The 15,824-nt window shown below is 61.5% G+C and carries 15 protein-coding genes; 13 read left to right on the top strand and 2 right to left on the bottom strand.

The window, feature by feature from the left end; genetic code table 11:
- Positions 1–196 precede the first annotated feature (196 nt).
- Complete coding sequence (locus tag HK439_RS15475; RefSeq protein WP_190292425.1) at positions 197–1,180, top strand: DnaJ C-terminal domain-containing protein; 984 nt, start codon at positions 197–199, stop codon at positions 1,178–1,180.
- Positions 1,181–1,234: 54 nt separating this feature from the next.
- Here the strand turns inward: HK439_RS15475 and HK439_RS15470 are convergent, their stop codons facing one another.
- On the bottom strand, positions 1,235–1,975 hold the full coding sequence (locus tag HK439_RS15470; protein ID WP_190292424.1) for a crotonase/enoyl-CoA hydratase family protein: 741 nt from the start codon (positions 1,973–1,975) through the stop codon (positions 1,235–1,237).
- Between the two features lie 17 nt (positions 1,976–1,992).
- Positions 1,993–3,774 (bottom strand): acyl-CoA dehydrogenase, encoded by a 1,782-nt coding sequence (locus HK439_RS15465; RefSeq protein ID WP_190292423.1) that lies wholly within the window; start codon positions 3,772–3,774, stop codon positions 1,993–1,995.
- 180 nt (positions 3,775–3,954) lie between these two features.
- Here HK439_RS15465 and HK439_RS15460 point away from each other — a divergent pair, with 180 nt between their 5' ends.
- From HK439_RS15460 to HK439_RS15410, 12 genes are all read left to right on the top strand, one after another.
- On the top strand, positions 3,955–4,941 hold the full coding sequence (locus HK439_RS15460) for an L-threonylcarbamoyladenylate synthase (protein ID WP_190292422.1): 987 nt from the start codon (positions 3,955–3,957) through the stop codon (positions 4,939–4,941).
- 478 nt (positions 4,942–5,419) lie between these two features.
- Positions 5,420–6,349 (top strand): histone deacetylase family protein, encoded by a 930-nt coding sequence (locus tag HK439_RS15455; RefSeq protein WP_190292421.1) that lies wholly within the window; start codon positions 5,420–5,422, stop codon positions 6,347–6,349.
- 98 nt (positions 6,350–6,447) lie between these two features.
- On the top strand, positions 6,448–6,705 hold the full coding sequence (locus HK439_RS15450) for an exodeoxyribonuclease VII small subunit (RefSeq protein ID WP_190292420.1): 258 nt from the start codon (positions 6,448–6,450) through the stop codon (positions 6,703–6,705).
- Positions 6,706–6,883: 178 nt separating this feature from the next.
- Positions 6,884–8,035 (top strand): helix-turn-helix transcriptional regulator, encoded by a 1,152-nt coding sequence (locus tag HK439_RS15445; protein ID WP_190292419.1) that lies wholly within the window; start codon positions 6,884–6,886, stop codon positions 8,033–8,035.
- 403 nt (positions 8,036–8,438) lie between these two features.
- Positions 8,439–10,358 carry a 1-deoxy-D-xylulose-5-phosphate synthase gene (gene dxs, locus HK439_RS15440; protein ID WP_190292418.1) on the top strand — a complete coding sequence of 640 codons (1,920 nt, stop codon included), beginning with the start codon at positions 8,439–8,441 and terminating at the stop codon, positions 10,356–10,358.
- 156 nt (positions 10,359–10,514) lie between these two features.
- A complete protein-coding gene (locus HK439_RS15435) occupies positions 10,515–11,936 on the top strand; it encodes an MFS transporter (RefSeq protein ID WP_190292417.1) in 1,422 nt (473 codons plus the stop codon).
- Positions 11,937–12,009: 73 nt separating this feature from the next.
- Positions 12,010–12,411, top strand: coding sequence for a hypothetical protein (locus HK439_RS15430; RefSeq protein ID WP_190292416.1), 402 nt, complete (start codon positions 12,010–12,012; stop codon positions 12,409–12,411).
- Positions 12,412–12,470: 59 nt separating this feature from the next.
- Positions 12,471–12,983, top strand: a complete 513-nt coding sequence (locus HK439_RS15425) for a copper chaperone PCu(A)C (RefSeq protein WP_190292415.1) — start codon at positions 12,471–12,473, stop codon at positions 12,981–12,983.
- Between the two features lie 7 nt (positions 12,984–12,990).
- Positions 12,991–13,611: an SCO family protein gene (locus HK439_RS15420; RefSeq protein ID WP_190292414.1), complete on the top strand. Its 621-nt coding sequence runs from the start codon at positions 12,991–12,993 to the stop codon at positions 13,609–13,611.
- Between the two features lie 30 nt (positions 13,612–13,641).
- Positions 13,642–13,776 (top strand): hypothetical protein, encoded by a 135-nt coding sequence (locus HK439_RS27135; protein ID WP_268956916.1) that lies wholly within the window; start codon positions 13,642–13,644, stop codon positions 13,774–13,776.
- 8 nt (positions 13,777–13,784) lie between these two features.
- Complete coding sequence (locus HK439_RS15415) at positions 13,785–14,528, top strand: TlyA family RNA methyltransferase (RefSeq protein WP_190292413.1); 744 nt, start codon at positions 13,785–13,787, stop codon at positions 14,526–14,528.
- Between the two features lie 51 nt (positions 14,529–14,579).
- A complete protein-coding gene (locus HK439_RS15410) occupies positions 14,580–15,818 on the top strand; it encodes a class I SAM-dependent RNA methyltransferase (RefSeq protein WP_190292412.1) in 1,239 nt (412 codons plus the stop codon).
- Positions 15,819–15,824 lie beyond the last annotated feature (6 nt).

Below are 15,824 nucleotides of genomic sequence, written 5' to 3'. Positions count from 1 at the left end.
CTGGCATTCCCGGTAGAACACCGGCTAATCTTATTGTTGCCGGGAATCGGATCTGGAATTTTTTCCTAACACTTCCGATATAAAGGGTAACACTGTTCAGCGACCACCCAGGTGAACCGCCGCTAAAAGATGCGGCAGAGTTTCGGGAAGGAGCGCTGGCTCTCAACAAGTACCCCACGGGGTTAGGTGACAACAGATGCGTGATCCCTACAGCGTTCTCGGCGTTGCAAAAGGCGCCAGCGAGAGCGACATCAAAAAGGCCTTCCGGAAACTGGCCAAGAAATATCATCCGGACCAGAACAAGGACGATCCGACGGCACAGCAGCGCTTTGCCGAAGTCAACCAGGCCTACGAAATCGTCGGCGACAAGGAAAAGCGCCAGAAATTCGACCGCGGCGAGATCGACGCGGACGGTAAGCCGCGGTTCCAGTCCCACGGCTTCGACGGCTTCAGCGATTTCCAGGATTTCGGCGGCGCCGGCGGTGCGCGCGGCTTCCGTGCGCAGGGGGGCGGCTTTCAGGGAGGCGGCGGTGGCGGCGGCGGCGGCTTCGACGACATCCTGAACGACATTCTGGGCGGCTTCGGCGCCGGCCGCAAAGCCCGGGCCGGCAAGGCGTCCGCCGGTCAGCGCGGCCCCACGCCGCAAAAAGGCAAGAATGCCGAACTGACGGCGCATGTATCGCTTGAAGAACTGGCCACGACCGGAAAGACGCAGGTAACCCTGCCGAACGGCAAGACGGTCAATGTCACCATTCCTCCAGGAAGCAGCGAAGGCGACACGATCCGCCTGCGCGGCCAGGGCTATCCCGGCGAGGCCGGCGGCCAGCCGGGCGATGCGCTTGTCGAGGTTCACCTGAAGCGGCACAAGCTGTTCGAGGTGCGCGGCAGCGACCTGATCCTGGATCTGCCGCTGACCCTCTACGAGGCTGTTCTCGGCGCAAAGGTCCGCACGCCCACCCTGACCGGCGCGGTCAATCTCAGCATCCCGCCGAACGCGTCCGGCGGCAAGATCATGCGCCTGAAAGGCAAGGGCCTGCCGACCAAGAGCGGCGGCCACGGCGACCTGCTGGTCAGGCTGCAGATTGCCCTGCCGCCGAACTCGGACCAGGAACTGGAAACCCTGATGAAGGCCTGGAAGGAAGTCACGCCCTACCGGGCCCGCGGGCCGGAATTCGAATAAGCGTTCGGACTAGCGAACAAAAAGGCCGCCGGCGTCCAACCGGCGGCCTTTTTGTTAGACCTTTTTCGTCATGAACGCCTCGAAAGAGGCGATGGTTTCCGGCGCGGTTAGCCGTTCGGTGAAAATCTCCGCTTCCCGGTCGATGCGCTCCAGAAGCGCGTCACGGTCGCTTCGCAACAGACGCCGCGCCGCTGCAAGCGCGGCCGGCGGCTTGGCGGCAATCTTTCGGGCGCAGTCCGTTGCTGCGGCTTCCACGTCGCCATCGACGACATGGTTGACGAGACCCGCCTTTTCAGCCCGTTCCGCATCAAAGGTTTCGCCGAGACACAGGAGTTCGAAGGCCCACTGATTGCCCATCAGTTTAGGACCGATCAGGGTGGAACCGGCCTCCGGCACCAGACCCAGATCCACGAAAGGCGCCTTGAACACGGCCTCCCTCGACGCAAAGATCATGTCGCAATGCATGAGCAGCGTCGTTCCGACGCCGACGGCCAGGCCGTCGACGGCGGCAATCAGCGGCTTGCCGTTGAGGACAAGGGCCTTCAGGAAACGCCCGGCCGGCCGGTCTCCGCTGTCGCCGCTCAATCCGTATTTGAGGAAGTCCGCGATGTCATTGCCGGCGGTAAAGGCGCCCGGGTGACCGCAGATGAGATGGCACCGGATCGCGTCGTCCGTGTTGCCTTCCTCCAGCGCTTCCGCAAGGGCGGTGTACATGGCGCCGGTGAGCGCGTTCTTCTTTTCCGGCCGGTCGATCCGCAGGATCTGCACGCCGTCGGCAATGGATCGGCTGATCATTGTGTTTCTCCTCCGGCTCAGGACGCCAGTTCCTGGGGGTCGAAAGACAGAATGCCTTCCGCGGATGTGAGAATGTCGGTTCTCAGCGCCGCCGTTTCGCACAGGCTCGTTTCGCAAAAAGTTCGCGCCATCAGGGCCCGCTGCCGGCCGGCCGACGGATCGTCGGATCCGGAGCGAAGCGCGCCTTTGGCCAGCAGCGCCCCGCCCAGGGTCAGGCCGGCGAGCCGCAGATAGGGGGTCGCCCCGGCAAGCGCATCATTGACCCGGCCTTCGGCTTGCGCGGCAGCCATGAAACCGGTTGCCGCCTTCAGATCCTCGATCGCCGCGTTCAGACGCTCACCGATGCTGCCCAGTTCCGGCCGGTTGGACGCAGCCGCCTCGTCGGCGATCTCGCGCAATTCGGCGATGAAGCCCTTGATGTGTTCGCCGCCGGACAGGGGCAGCTTGCGCAGGACCAGGTCGATCGACTGAATGCCGTTGGTGCCCTCATAGATCGGCGCAATGCGGGCATCGCGCAGATGCTGGGCCGCGCCGGTTTCCTCGATATATCCCATGCCGCCGTGGATCTGGACGCCGAGCGAAGCAACCTCGACGCCGAAGTCGGTCGAAAGCGCCTTTGCGATCGGGGTGAGCAGACCGGCCCGCTCGCTCCAGTGGAGGCGTTCCTCCTCGGTGCCGGTGACCTTCGCCATATCGATGGCATGGGCGCAGGCGTAGCAGATCGCACGCGCCACCTGTGTCCGGGTCTTCATCGCCAGGAGCGAACGCTTGATGTCGGGATGGTGGGCAATTGCGGTCATGCCCTCGCTCGTCTGACCCGCGGTGCGGCCCTGCTTGCGGTCCAGTGCATAGGCCAAAGCCCCCTGATAGGCGCGTTCGGCAACACCGAGCCCCTGGATGCCGACGGCGAGGCGGGCATTGTTCATCATGGTGAACATGCAGGCCAGACCGCGGTTTTCCTCGCCGACGAGCCAGCCGATCGCGCCGCCTTCGTCGCCATAGGTCATGGTGCAGGTGGGCGATCCGTGGATCCCCAGCTTGTGCTCGACGCCGGTGCAACGCACATCGTTGCGCTCACCTAAGCTGCCGTCCGCATTGACGAGGAACTTGGGCACCACGAACAGGGAAATGCCACGGGTCCCGGCCGGGGCGTCCGGCAGGCGGGCCAGCACCAGATGCACGATATTGTCGGTCAGGTCGTGCTCGCCGTAGGTAATGAAAATCTTCTGGCCGAAGATCCGGTAGGTGCCGTCGTCCGCCCGTTCGGCCCTGGCCCTAAGCGCATTCAGGTCCGACCCGGCCTGGGGTTCGGTAAGGTTCATGGTCCCCATCCACTCGCCGGAAACGAGCTTTTCCAGATAAGTCGCCTTCAGCTCTTCGGAAGCGTGCTTTTCCAAGGCCTCGACCGCGCCGATGGTCAGCGTCGGGCCGATGGCAAAGGCCATCGAGCCGGAGTTCCACATTTCAAGGGCGGCTGCCGAGAGCATCACCGGAAGGCCCTGCCCGCCCGCTTCCGGATTGGCCGTCAGACCGTTCCAGCCGCCTTCGATCCAGCGGTGATAGCAATCGCGCCAGCCCGGAGGCGTCGTCACCGCGCCATCCGACAGCGGCGTTCCGTGCTTGTCGGCCACCGAATTGAGCGGAGCGATTTCTTCCGCCGCAAACCGGCCGGCTTCGGTCAGGATCGCAGCGACCAGATCATCGCCCAATTCGCTGAAGGCATCGGTTGCCTGCAAATCGGAAAGACCGCAAACGTCTTTCAGGGTAAAAGCGATCTCATCAATCGGCGCGCGATACATTCCGGTTCTCCCTGACCTCGTTTATAGAAATTGTATTCGGTCATCTGCCTTGACGGGCAAAGCGTTCGTCCGCAAAAGGCAACCTGACCGGCAAGGTTGTCCGGACAGTAGCGGCGTTTACGTAAACGTCAATATCAACGAATTTATTATCCGGCATCCGGAGCGACAGGGAAGAATGGCATGCAGCGATGGACCGTTGACCTGAGCGCTGAGGCCTGGCGCGACGATCGCCAAGCGGATGCGGTCTGCAGGGCTCTTCTCGACGGCGGACTTGTCGCCGTCCCGACCGAAACGGTTTACGGACTGGCAGCAGACGCGACCAATCCGCTCGCCTGCGCGAAGATCTTTGCCGCAAAGGGCCGACCCCAGTTCAATCCCCTGATTTCCCACGTCGCCTCCGCCGCGGTTGCCTTTCAGCATGGTGACTTCGACGCGGATGCGATGAAGCTTGCCAAGGTGTTCTGGCCCGGTCCGCTGACGCTGGTCGTCCGCAAGAAGCCGTCCTCGCCGATCTGCGATCTGGCGACGGCCGGTCTCGATACGGTTGCCCTGCGCGTGCCGGCCGGCCCGGTCATGCGCTTTCTGTCGGAGAAAACCGGCGTTCCGCTGGCTGCGCCCAGCGCCAACATCTCCGGCCGGGTCAGCACCACATCCGCCGATGACGTCGCCGCCGACCTGGAAGAGACGTTGAATTATCTGGTCGATGCCGGTCCCTGCCGTGTCGGCATTGAATCCACGATCGTGTCCTGCGTCGACGGAACGCCGCGTCTGCTTCGGCCGGGCGGCATCCCCCGGGAAGATATCGAACGGGTTCTCGGCCGTCCCCTGGAACAGCCCGTCCACGGGCCGACACCGGCCGCACCCGGCATGCTGAGTTCCCATTACGCGCCGAAGGCCGGTGTCCGCCTCCACGCGAGCGAGGTCCGGCCCGGCGAGGCGCTTCTGTCTTTCGGGCCGCAGCGCCTTCCCGGAGCGGACCGTGCGGCCGGCGAAATCAACCTGAGCGAAACGGGAGATCTTGCGGAAGCCGCCGCCCGGCTGTTTGCCGCCCTGCGCGCACTCGACGCCGTCGGAGCGGACACCATTTGCGTGCAGGATATCCCCGAGACCGGTCTCGGCGAGGCGATAAACGACAGGTTGAGACGCGCTGCGGCGCCACGTCCATGACTTTTATTTCCGCAGGCGGCGCTTTTGCGCGCAAACCGAAGACGAACCGGAACCCCCTGTAAAACAAAGTATTTTTTCAATTCATATGAGATATATTTTTTAACAAGACACCGTCACGCCAATTGCACCAAGAGTAATTTTGCCAGTAGAGCCGCAGGTTATTCACACATTTACATGCCCTCATTACGGTAAACTACTCGCTTTACGGCAACAGAATCATCTAGAGATCAATATGGAAACAGAGATGCAGCGGACCTCCCCTCGGGCATTATGATGCTCGCACCTTTCGGGGCCGGATCACCCACCATGCCGGCCCCACTTCTTTGCCGATTTTCCTGTTCTGAAATCACGACATTTCCCATTCGGTCCCATCCGGTACAACCTTTCCTTCAAGGTCCATTGACACCTGCCCGCCGGAACGATCTCATTGCCGGATCAGACAAGCGGCGGATACAGCCGCGGTTTTTGAGGAACGCTCGTGTCTACACTGTTGCTGCATCATCATTCCTATCTCGAACATTTGACGCCGCTGGGACATCCCGAACGTCCGGACCGGATCCGCGCCATCGACCGGATTCTGGAGAATGAGCGCTTTCAGCCTCTCGCCAGGGAGCAGGCGCCCCTCGGAACCATGGAAGACATCGCCCGCGCGCATCCCATGACCTATGTGGATGCGCTGCACAACATGGCTCCGGAGGAAGGTCTCGTTCGCCTGGATACGGACACGACCATGTCGCCGGGCACCTGGGAAGCGGCCCTGCGCGCCGTCGGCGGCGCCTGCCTTGCGGTGGACGAGGTCGTCGAAAAGAAGGTTTCAAACGCATTTTCCGCCTCACGCCCCCCCGGACACCATGCCGAGCGAACCCGCGCCATGGGCTTCTGCTTCTTCAACAATGCAGCCATAGCGGCCCGGCACGCCCAGGCGGTGCACGGTCTCGACCGCGTTGCAATTGTCGATTTCGACGTTCACCACGGCAACGGCACACAGGATATCTTCTGGAACGATCCGTCGGTCATGTATTGCTCGACGCATCAGATGCCGCTTTATCCCGGATCGGGCGCTGCAAACGAAACGGGAGAAGCCGATAACATCGTGAACGTCCCGCTTGCCGCCGGCGATGACGGGGCCGTGTTCCAGGAGGCCGTGGAAACCGCAATCCTGCCGCGCCTTGAGGACTTCGCACCGGACCTGATCGTGATTTCGGCCGGCTTCGACGCCCACGCCCGGGACCCGCTCGGCGCCCTGAACCTGGTGGAAGCCGATTTCGCCTGGGCAACCCGGGCCCTGATGGACGTGGCCAACAGGACCGCCGACGGCCGCGTCGTTTCCGTCCTGGAAGGCGGATATGACCTGGAAGGCCTTGCGCGGTCCGTGGCAGCGCATGTCATGACGCTGATGACCGGTTAATCCACGGGCTAATCTTTATCCGGTTCTTGACCTAAGGCGTCCGGGGCGCAAGGTTGGGCCTCAGATCGAAACGCAAGACAGTTCCGGATTCGCGCGCCATGACCGATGCCAAGACACAGACCGATGTTTCCGCCCTTTCCTTCGAAGAGGCGCTGAAACAGCTTGAGACCATCGTGCGCGAACTCGAGCAGGGCAATGTTCCACTGGAACGCAGCATCGAGATGTACGAGCGCGGCGCCGTGCTGCGCAAACATTGCGACGACCTTCTCAAGGCCGCTGAAGCCAAGGTGGAAAAGATACAGCTCGCACAAGACGGATCGCCGAGTGGCACCGAACCGCTGGATGCTGCAGACTAGAGCCTTGGCATTCGAATGCTAGAAATATGCCCGACCGGTCAACTAATAAATTTTCAAATACCCTCGTCAGTTAATTTACATAACAAAACCAGTCTTTTCTGATCTTAACGACAATTCATCAAAAGCGTTGCCAATTATTAAAGTTTCAGTAACTCTTTGATACATGGCAGGGCTCTCAATGGCAGAAGAATTTCGGCTTTTGGAGAACGTGCATGCGTGCGCGAACGATCCGGATTCGTGGCATCAGACCCTAGTCCAGATCGAGAAATCCTGCCGTTGGCGCATCCACCTTCTCGAACTTACCTCCGATGGCCGGCATACCGGTCGATACTGTGATCACGCAGATGCAGCCGATCTCATCGATTACCTGTCTTCAATTTCCGCGCATGCGGGGCAAAACAGCTTTCAGTTTCTGCTCCATGAAGCGCGTGCGTTCTTCCCTTACAACAGGGAAAGTCTCGACCGGGGAAAGTTCAAGTCCTACTACGGCACAGGAACGAAGATCCACGAGTTCGGCATCTATCCCGGCTACATCACCCTTTTGAACCGGAACAATGGCCGCATCATCCTGTTGTGCTGCCTGTTTGTTTCCGAAAAAGACGATGAAGCGACCTGCCGCCAGATGCTTCAGACATTCGTGCGTCTTTCCAAAGCCATTTCGCTGACCCTGGATCTGACCTATCGGTTTGAATATGAAAACAGGCGGCAACTTGCCTTGCACGCACTGGTGCAGAACCGTTCGCAGTCCTCCTTTTTGATCGGCACGGACTTCTCGATCAAAATCTCCACACCGGCCTGCGAGAAGCTTCTCTCGGATGGCGACGTGTTCGCGACGGAGGAAGACCGGCTTGTTCCCTTGCGAAAGGACGTGGAAAGCGCCCTGCAGATCGTCTGTTCGGATATTGACGGCCGGATGAACGCGGACAGGCCTGCCGATGTCGGACTTTCCGCCACGCCGCCCGCGGAACAATCGCTGCTCTTGTCGCGTGCGGACGACCGCCTGGCACGCGTTCTGGTGCGAAGCATTCTGCCGGAAAGCATGCCCCTTCAGGACCGGTCCGACGCCTTTATTCTCGTGGAGGTCCGCAATCAGCTTGAATTGCCGGAAGACGTGAGCGGCCTGCTCAAGTCCTGTTTCGACCTGTCCGAAAAGGAAGCGCATCTGGCCTATATCCTGACCACCAGCGGTTCATTGACGGCGACCCTGGAACTTCTCGGGATTACGCGGAACACGGCAAAGACGCATCTGCGCAGGATTTACGAAAAAACTGCGACCCAATCGCAGCTCGAACTTTTCAAGCTGCTTCACGGATTGTCAGGCCTTCTTTGAGAGGCGACCGGATCTGGGGTGAACCGCTTTTCACCATCAAATGGTTCAATTCAAATGCGACTTGCTCCAGCAGCCCATCGGCAGTTGGAATGCCGGCCGTTTCACAACGACCTCAAAAGAAAAAAGGGGCCGCAATGAAGCGGCCCCAGTTGATCACTGTGCACGTGGCCCCATCGACCACGCCTCTTTGGTAAGGCAGTTTGCGAACGATTGCATCACCCAAATGGGTGACTGGTGCATTAAAACTACGCAATCGCCGCCCTTTTCCGAACAATATTTCCGTTTACGGAAGCTCAACCCCGTAACCTTCCGTCCTTAGCCTATTTCAGCCGCCGATTTGCGCCCTATCTTTGCATGGTGTAAGGCTGCCCGCTTGTAGCCAATCTTTGGAGCCGTTAGTCGCGTGACTTCCCATCCGCACACCCCCTTGCTCGACACGATCAGGAACCCGGCTGACCTTCGCCAGTTGAAGGAAGGCGACCTTCCGCAACTGTCCGAAGAATTGCGTCAGGAAATGATCGATGCCGTTTCGCTTACCGGCGGTCATCTGGGAGCCGGGCTCGGTGTCGTGGAACTCACGGTGGCGCTCCACTACGTTTTCAACACGCCCGACGACCGGCTGATCTGGGATGTCGGACACCAGTGCTACCCTCACAAGATCCTGACCGAACGTCGCGACCGGATCCGCACGCTCCGCCAGGGCGGTGGCCTGTCCGGTTTCACCAAGCGGGCGGAAAGCGCTTATGATCCGTTTGGCGCGGCGCATTCCTCGACGTCGATTTCCGCCGGTCTCGGCATGGCTGTCGGACGGGATCTCAAAGAGGGAAACAACAATGTCATCGCGGTCATAGGCGACGGCGCCATGTCCGCCGGCATGGCCTATGAAGCCATGAACAATGCCGGGCATCTGGGCTCGCGGCTGATTGTCATCCTCAACGACAACGACATGTCGATCGCGCCGCCTGTCGGGGCGATGTCGGCCTATCTGGCAAAACTGGTCTCAGGCCCGACCTATCAGTCCTTCCGTGACGCCGCGAAACACATCGCCAAGAACCTGCCCAAGCCCTTGCAGGAAAAGGCCGCACGGGCGGAAGAATACGCGCGCGGCTTCTGGACGGGCGGCACCCTGTTCGAGGAACTCGGCTTCTACTACGTCGGCCCCGTCGACGGTCACAATCTGGAACATCTGCTGCCGATCCTGAAAAACGTCCGCGATACGCATCACGGACCGGTGCTCATCCATGCGGTCACCCAGAAGGGCAAGGGCTATCCGCCGGCGGAGGGCGCGAAGGACAAATATCACGGCGTCGCCAAGTTCGATGTCGTGACCGGCAAGCAGGCCAAGCCGAAGGCCAATGCGCCGTCCTACACGAACGTCTTTGCGACATCGCTGATCAAGGAAGCCGAACGCGACGACAAGATCGTCGCCATTACCGCTGCGATGCCGGACGGAACCGGCCTCAATCTGTTCGAGGAGGTCTATCCGACCCGCACGTTCGATGTGGGTATCGCCGAACAGCACGCGGTCACCTTTGCCGCCGGGCTGGCGACCGAAGGCTTCAAGCCGTTCGTCGCGATCTATTCGACGTTCCTGCAACGTGCCTATGACCAGGTCGTGCACGATGTGGCCATTCAGGGCCTGCCCGTACGCTTTCCGATCGACCGGGCCGGACTTGTGGGCGCCGACGGCCCCACGCACGCAGGCTCCTTCGACACGGCCTTTCTGTCGTGCCTGCCGGGGTTCGTCGTCATGGCAGCTGCCGACGAGGTCGAGTTGCGCCACATGGTGGCGACGGCGGCAGCCTATGACGAAGGCCCGATCTCGTTCCGCTATCCGCGCGGCGAAGGGGTCGGCCTCGACCTGCCGGAGCGCGGCAGCGTGCTTGAAATCGGCCGCGGCTTGATCCGGCGCGAAGGCACCAAGGTCGCGCTTTTGTCCTTCGGTGCGCGCATGGCGGAATGCCTCATGGCCGCCGACGAACTGGACGCGGCGGGCCTGTCCACCACCGTTGCCGACGCCCGTTTCGCCAAACCGCTGGATGTCGATCTGCTGCAGCGCCTGGCCCGCGAACACGAAGTGCTCGTCACCGTGGAGGAAGGGGCAAGCGGCGGCTTCGGCGGCCATGTCCTGACCACCCTGGCGGAACTCGGCCTGCTCGACAACGGGTTGAAGGTGCGCACGCTCGCCCTGCCGGACAGATATCAGGATCAGGACAAGCCGGACGTCATGTACCAGGATGCCGGCCTGACCTGCGACGGAATTCTCAAGCAGGTTTTCCAGGCGCTCGGCACCCAAAGCCTGGGCTCGTTCAAACACGCCTGACATCGGGACCTATGCGTAAAAGCATGGTGGCGATTTACGGTATGCGCCGATATGCGATTGACACCCTGCGCATGTCCTGAAAAGGCTTTGAAACGATGAAACTTACGCCGGCTGATCGCCGGCGTTTTGTTTAGCCGAACAATCCTGGATGTTCTCATGGCCCAGACCCTCGCATCCATTTCCGCGTTGCTGCTGTCCGTGGCCATGCTTGTCTTCGGCCACGGGCTGCAAACGACGCTGCTCCCCCTGGCCGCAGCCAAGGCATCGTTCACGAACCTTGAGATCGGTGTGGTCTCGTCGTCCTATTTCTTCGGGATGGTTCTGGGCTGCCTGGCCGCTCCCCATGTGATCATGCGGGCCGGACATATCCGGGCCTATGCCGCCATGGTTTCGCTGATGTCGGCAGCCGCTATCTTTCATCCGATCCTGGTCGATCCGTTCTCCTGGAGCCTGATCCGAATCATATCCGGTTTTTGCCTGGCGGCCTTCTACATGGTCGTGGAGAGCTGGCTGAACGAGCGGGCGACCAATGAAAACCGCGGGACCGTCATGTCGATCTACATCGTGATCCTGTTCGGCTTCATGATGATCGGCCAGATCTCCATCTCCACCATGGACATCACCTCTTTCGTGCCGTTTGCGATTGCATCGGTCGCCGTAAGCCTTGCGGTGATGCCGGTCGCCCTGACCACGACGACACAGCCCGCCCCCATCGCCCTGGTGCAGTTCCGCCCGGTCAAACTCTACCGGAACTCGCCGGCCGCTCTGGTCGGTACGTTGCTGGTCGGCGTTGCGAACGGCGCGCTTTGGACCCTGGCGCCGCTTTACGGATCCCAGATCGGGTTCAACTCCGACCAGTCGGCCTTCTATGCCGCTGCCATCATCGGCGGCGGCATGCTGTCCCAGTGGCCGATCGGACGGGTGTCAGACCTGATCGACCGGCGCCTGGTGCTGATCGGTATCGGTGTCTCCACTGCGCTCGTGGCGCTTGTTATTGCGTTTCTGTCGCCGACCGGCTTTTACGTGGCCGCAGGCCTTGCCGTCCTGATCGGCATCTGTTCCCAGCCCGGCTACGCGATCGCAGTCGCCCATGCATTCGACTATGCGGATCCGGAGGATTTCGTGGAGACCTCTTCCGGCCTCCTGCTGTCCTTCGGCATCGGATCGATCATCGGCCCGTTCACGGCATCGATCCTCATGAACCACACAGGGCCGGGCGGGCTGTACTTCATGGTCGCCGCCGCGGAAATCGCGCTTGCCGGATTCGTTCTCGCTCGGCTGTTCGCGCGCCAGGCGCTCGATCCGGAGGAAAAATACGACTTCGAATATGCCGCCACGGCACAGGTGGGCTCGGTCATGTCACCCGAACCGCTCGATGTGGATGCGGATAACGTGATCCCGCCGGAAGAATTCCCGGCCTACGAAGATCCGATCTACGATCCGGAAGCGCAGGAAATCACCGAAGAGGTGATCATACCGGAAGATGAGCATAGGCATGGGCACCGGCTCGCTGCCGATACAACGGAAGAAAACGAAAACGGCGAGCAAGCAACGGTCGAGAAACGAGAGGATTCCTGAGCCCGGCAGGCTCGGTAACCCTGTGACGATTGAAACACTCGACCTTTGCTCAAAACATAATCATATTGCGGCCATGTCCGCTCCGATGACCTTCTTCCAGACACTGCGCATGGAACGCCGCCCCCTGGCGCTCCTGGCGATGCTGGCCGTCGGACTGCGGGTCACGGTGATCATGATCGGTCTGGCGCTGTCCCCGGAAGTCGCGGCCTCAGGCCTCGGCATTCTGTGTCAGCCATCCGTTCAGGACGGCGACAGCCTGCCGTCGCCGACACCCCATGATCCGGCCCATTGTATCTGCGGGCCTGCGTGCATTCATTTCGGCCATTTCACGGCCACGCCGGCAGACGATACGGTGTGGAAGGTCGCCATTCGGACCGAGAGCGGAAAGCTTCCACTTCCGGCCGACGGATGGCAGGATCCGGCCATCCTGCGGGAACAGACCCCTATCCGGGCGCCACCCCTTTCCTTGACCTGAGACAAGACAAACAGAATGCGCCGACCGGCGCAGCCCACTCTCATTCAAGGACTAAACTGATGAAACTCCTGAAAACCCTGGCCGCTGCGGCCATGCTCGCCGTTGTTGCCTCTGCCGCACAGGCGGAAGACGTTACCCTCGGCAACCTGACCCTGTCCAAGACCTGGACCCGCGCAACCCCGCCGAAGGCCATGGCCGGCGGCGGCTTCGTCGAAATCACCAATTCCGGCACCGAAGCCGACCGTCTGATCGCTGCAAGCTCGCCGGCCGCAAAAAAGGTGGAACTGCACGAAATGGCCGTGACGGACGGCGTCATGGTCATGCGTCCCAAGGAAGGCGGCATCGAGATTCCGGCCGGCGAAACCGTCGCGCTGCAGCCGGGCGGCCTCCACATCATGTTCATGGGCCTGAACGCGCCTTTCGAGGAAGGCACCGAGATCCCCGTCGTGCTGACTTTCGAGAAGGCAGGTGATGTGGAGATCAAGCTCTCGGTCGAGAAAATGGGCGCCAAAGGCATGGGTCATGGCAACATGAAATTGGGTCAGGACGGCATGAAAAAAGACGGCAATTGAGGACGTCATGTCTAAATTGAAACTGATACGTTTCGGCGCATGGGCGGCGGTTGCCGCCCTTGCTGCCGCTGCCGGCGTGCTGGTCTACCAGCAGGCCACGAGCACCAACAAGGCCCTGATCGAGCCGCTGTCCGCCATCGGCGGACCGTTCGAACTCGTCAACGGCGACGGCAAGACCGTGACCGACAAGGACTTTGCCGGCAAACCGCTTGCGATCTATTTCGGCTTCACCTTCTGCCCGGAAGTCTGCCCGACCACGCTCACCGAAATGCAGGGCTGGATCGAGGCGCTCGGCCCCGATGCGGACCGCATGAACTTTGCCTTCGTGACGATCGATCCGGAACGGGATACGCCGGACGTCATGCGCGACTATGTCGCCGCCTTCGACAAGCGGATCGTTCCGTTGAGCGGCAGCCGCGAGCAGATCGATGCGGTCGCGAAAGCCTACAGGGTTTACGCGAAAAAGGTGCCGCTTGACGACGGCGATTACACGATGGACCATTCGGCCGCAGTCTTCCTGATGAATTCGGACAATCATTTCGTCGGAACCATTGCCTATGGCGAGGACGAGGAAAACGCGCTGAAAAAGCTGCGCCGCCTGATCGATAACGCGCCGAAATCCAGCTGAGGCGAGCTGGACCGAACCGGAGTTAGCGACGTGAACGCATCGCTTTTCAGAGGACTGGCAATCGGGGCGACAGCCCTGATCGTTCTGTCCGGCATTCTGTGGCTGCGGTTCGGCGAGCGGATCTATTTCGACAAGATGGTGGCCGCCATCGCCGGCTGTTTCTGAAAGACGCCATGAATTCTAAAACGCGTCTCGATCAGCATCTTGTCGACCTGGGGCTTTTCCCGAGCCGCGCACGGGCCCGCGACGCGATCCTGCGCGGCACGGTGAGTGTGAACGGCGCCCTTTGCGAAAAGCCCGCGCAGAAGGTGGCGGGCGACGCGGCTGTTTCGGTTGCCGATCCGGCTGCCGGCTATGTGTCCCGCGCAGCCCTCAAGCTGATCGAAGGACTGGACGTCTTCGGCGTCGATCCGAAAGACACGATCTGTCTCGACATCGGCGCCTCCACCGGCGGGTTCACCCAGGTGCTTCTGGAGCGCGGCGCGCGCCGTATCCATGCCATCGATGTCGGCCACGACCAGTTGCACGAGAGCCTGCGATCGGACCCGCGGGTTATTGCCCGGGACGGTCTTAATGCGCGCGACCTGACTGGCGCCGACCTGAATAACGACCGGCCGGAGCTGCTGGTCTCCGATGTCAGCTTCATTTCCCTGAAACTCGCCTTGCCGCCCGCACTCGAACTGGCAGCCCCCGGGGCAGAAGGCATCTTTCTGGTGAAGCCGCAGTTCGAGGCGGGGCGGGAAAATATCGGCAAGGGCGGACTTGTCGATCCACACGTCGCCGAAAGAACCGCACATGAGCTTCAGCTCTGGCTCGACGGGGTTGCCGGCTGGCATGCCCTCGGCCTGACGCCTTCGCCGGTCAAGGGCGGCGACGGCAATGCCGAATGGCTGCTTTTCGGCAGGAAGACCGGATAACCCACCGTCTGCACAGTTGCACTCTCGCCGCTTCGAAGCTATCGCTCGGCCATGAGTAAAGAAATCATGCAGCTTCAGGTCACAAGCCTCGGCCATCGCGGCGACGGGATCGCGGAGACCGCGGATGGTCCCGTGTTCGTTCCAGGCGCCCTTCCCGGGGAAACGGTGTCGGCACAGGTTGCCGGCGGCCGGGCGAACCACATCCGGATCGAACAACCAAGCCCGGAGCGGATCGAACCGATCTGTCGGCACTTCGACGCCTGCGGCGGCTGCTCGGTGCAGCAGCTTGCGCCCGGCGCCTATCTGGACTGGAAACGCAAGCTCGTGGAAAAGGCGCTTTCAGACCGGGGCATCGACGCCGCCGTCGAGGCCGTTGTTCCAGGCGCTGCCGGCACGCGCCGCCGCGCGGTCCTGACCGCGGTCCGCGCCGGGCGTCACGTGCTGCTGGGCTATCACGAAAAGGCAAGCCACCGTCTTGTCGATATTCGCGAATGCCCGGTCCTTGTTCCTGAAATTGTGGCAGCCCTTGCCGGCCTCAAACGGCTCGCGGAGCCTCTGATGCCGAAGAAAGGCGAGCTTCGGGTCACGGTCCTGTCGACAACGGCCGGGCTTGATGTGACCTTCGACCAGGCCAACAGGAATTACGAACAAAAGATCGCACAGCTGTCGCAGCTCGCGGTCGAACTGGACCTGGCCCGTCTGTCGGTCAACGGCGAAACCCTCCTGGAGGTGCGCCCGCCCGCGCTCGACATGGACGGCACGGCCGTCGTTCCGCCGCCCGGCGGCTTTACCCAGGCGACCCTTGCCGCTGAGACAGCCCTTTGCGCGCTGGTCATGGAGGGCCTCGGCATGCCGAAGAAGGTAGCCGATCTCTTCGCCGGCTCCGGCACTTTTGCGCTCAGGGTCGCGAAATCCGCCTCCGTTCATGCGGTGGAAGGCGATGCCGCGGCAATCAAGGCGCTGGAAAACGCCCTGCGCATCCCCAAAGGCCTGAAACAGGTCACGATGGAGCGGCGGGACCTGTTCCGGCGCCCGCTGATGGCGGAGGAGCTGAACGCCTTCGATGCGGTCGTCTTCGACCCGCCGCGGGCCGGCGCGCAGGCCCAGGCGGAGCAACTGGCGCTGTCCGCCGTTCCGCACATTGCGGCCGTTTCCTGCAATCCGGCAACCCTTGCCCGGGATCTCAGGATCCTGATCGACGGCGGTTATGAGCTTCAGACAGTCACGCCGGTGGACCAGTTCGTGTTCTCACCCCACATCGAGGTGGTGGCAAACCTTTCGAGGAAGTGAACCGAT

The sequence above is a fragment of the Roseibium aggregatum genome (assembly GCF_014692675.1).
In the GTDB taxonomy this organism is placed as follows: Bacteria; Pseudomonadota; Alphaproteobacteria; order Rhizobiales; family Stappiaceae; genus Roseibium; species Roseibium aggregatum_C.
The sequence above is the reverse complement of the archived record's forward strand: the minus strand, read 5'-3'. Positions and strand labels throughout refer to the sequence as shown.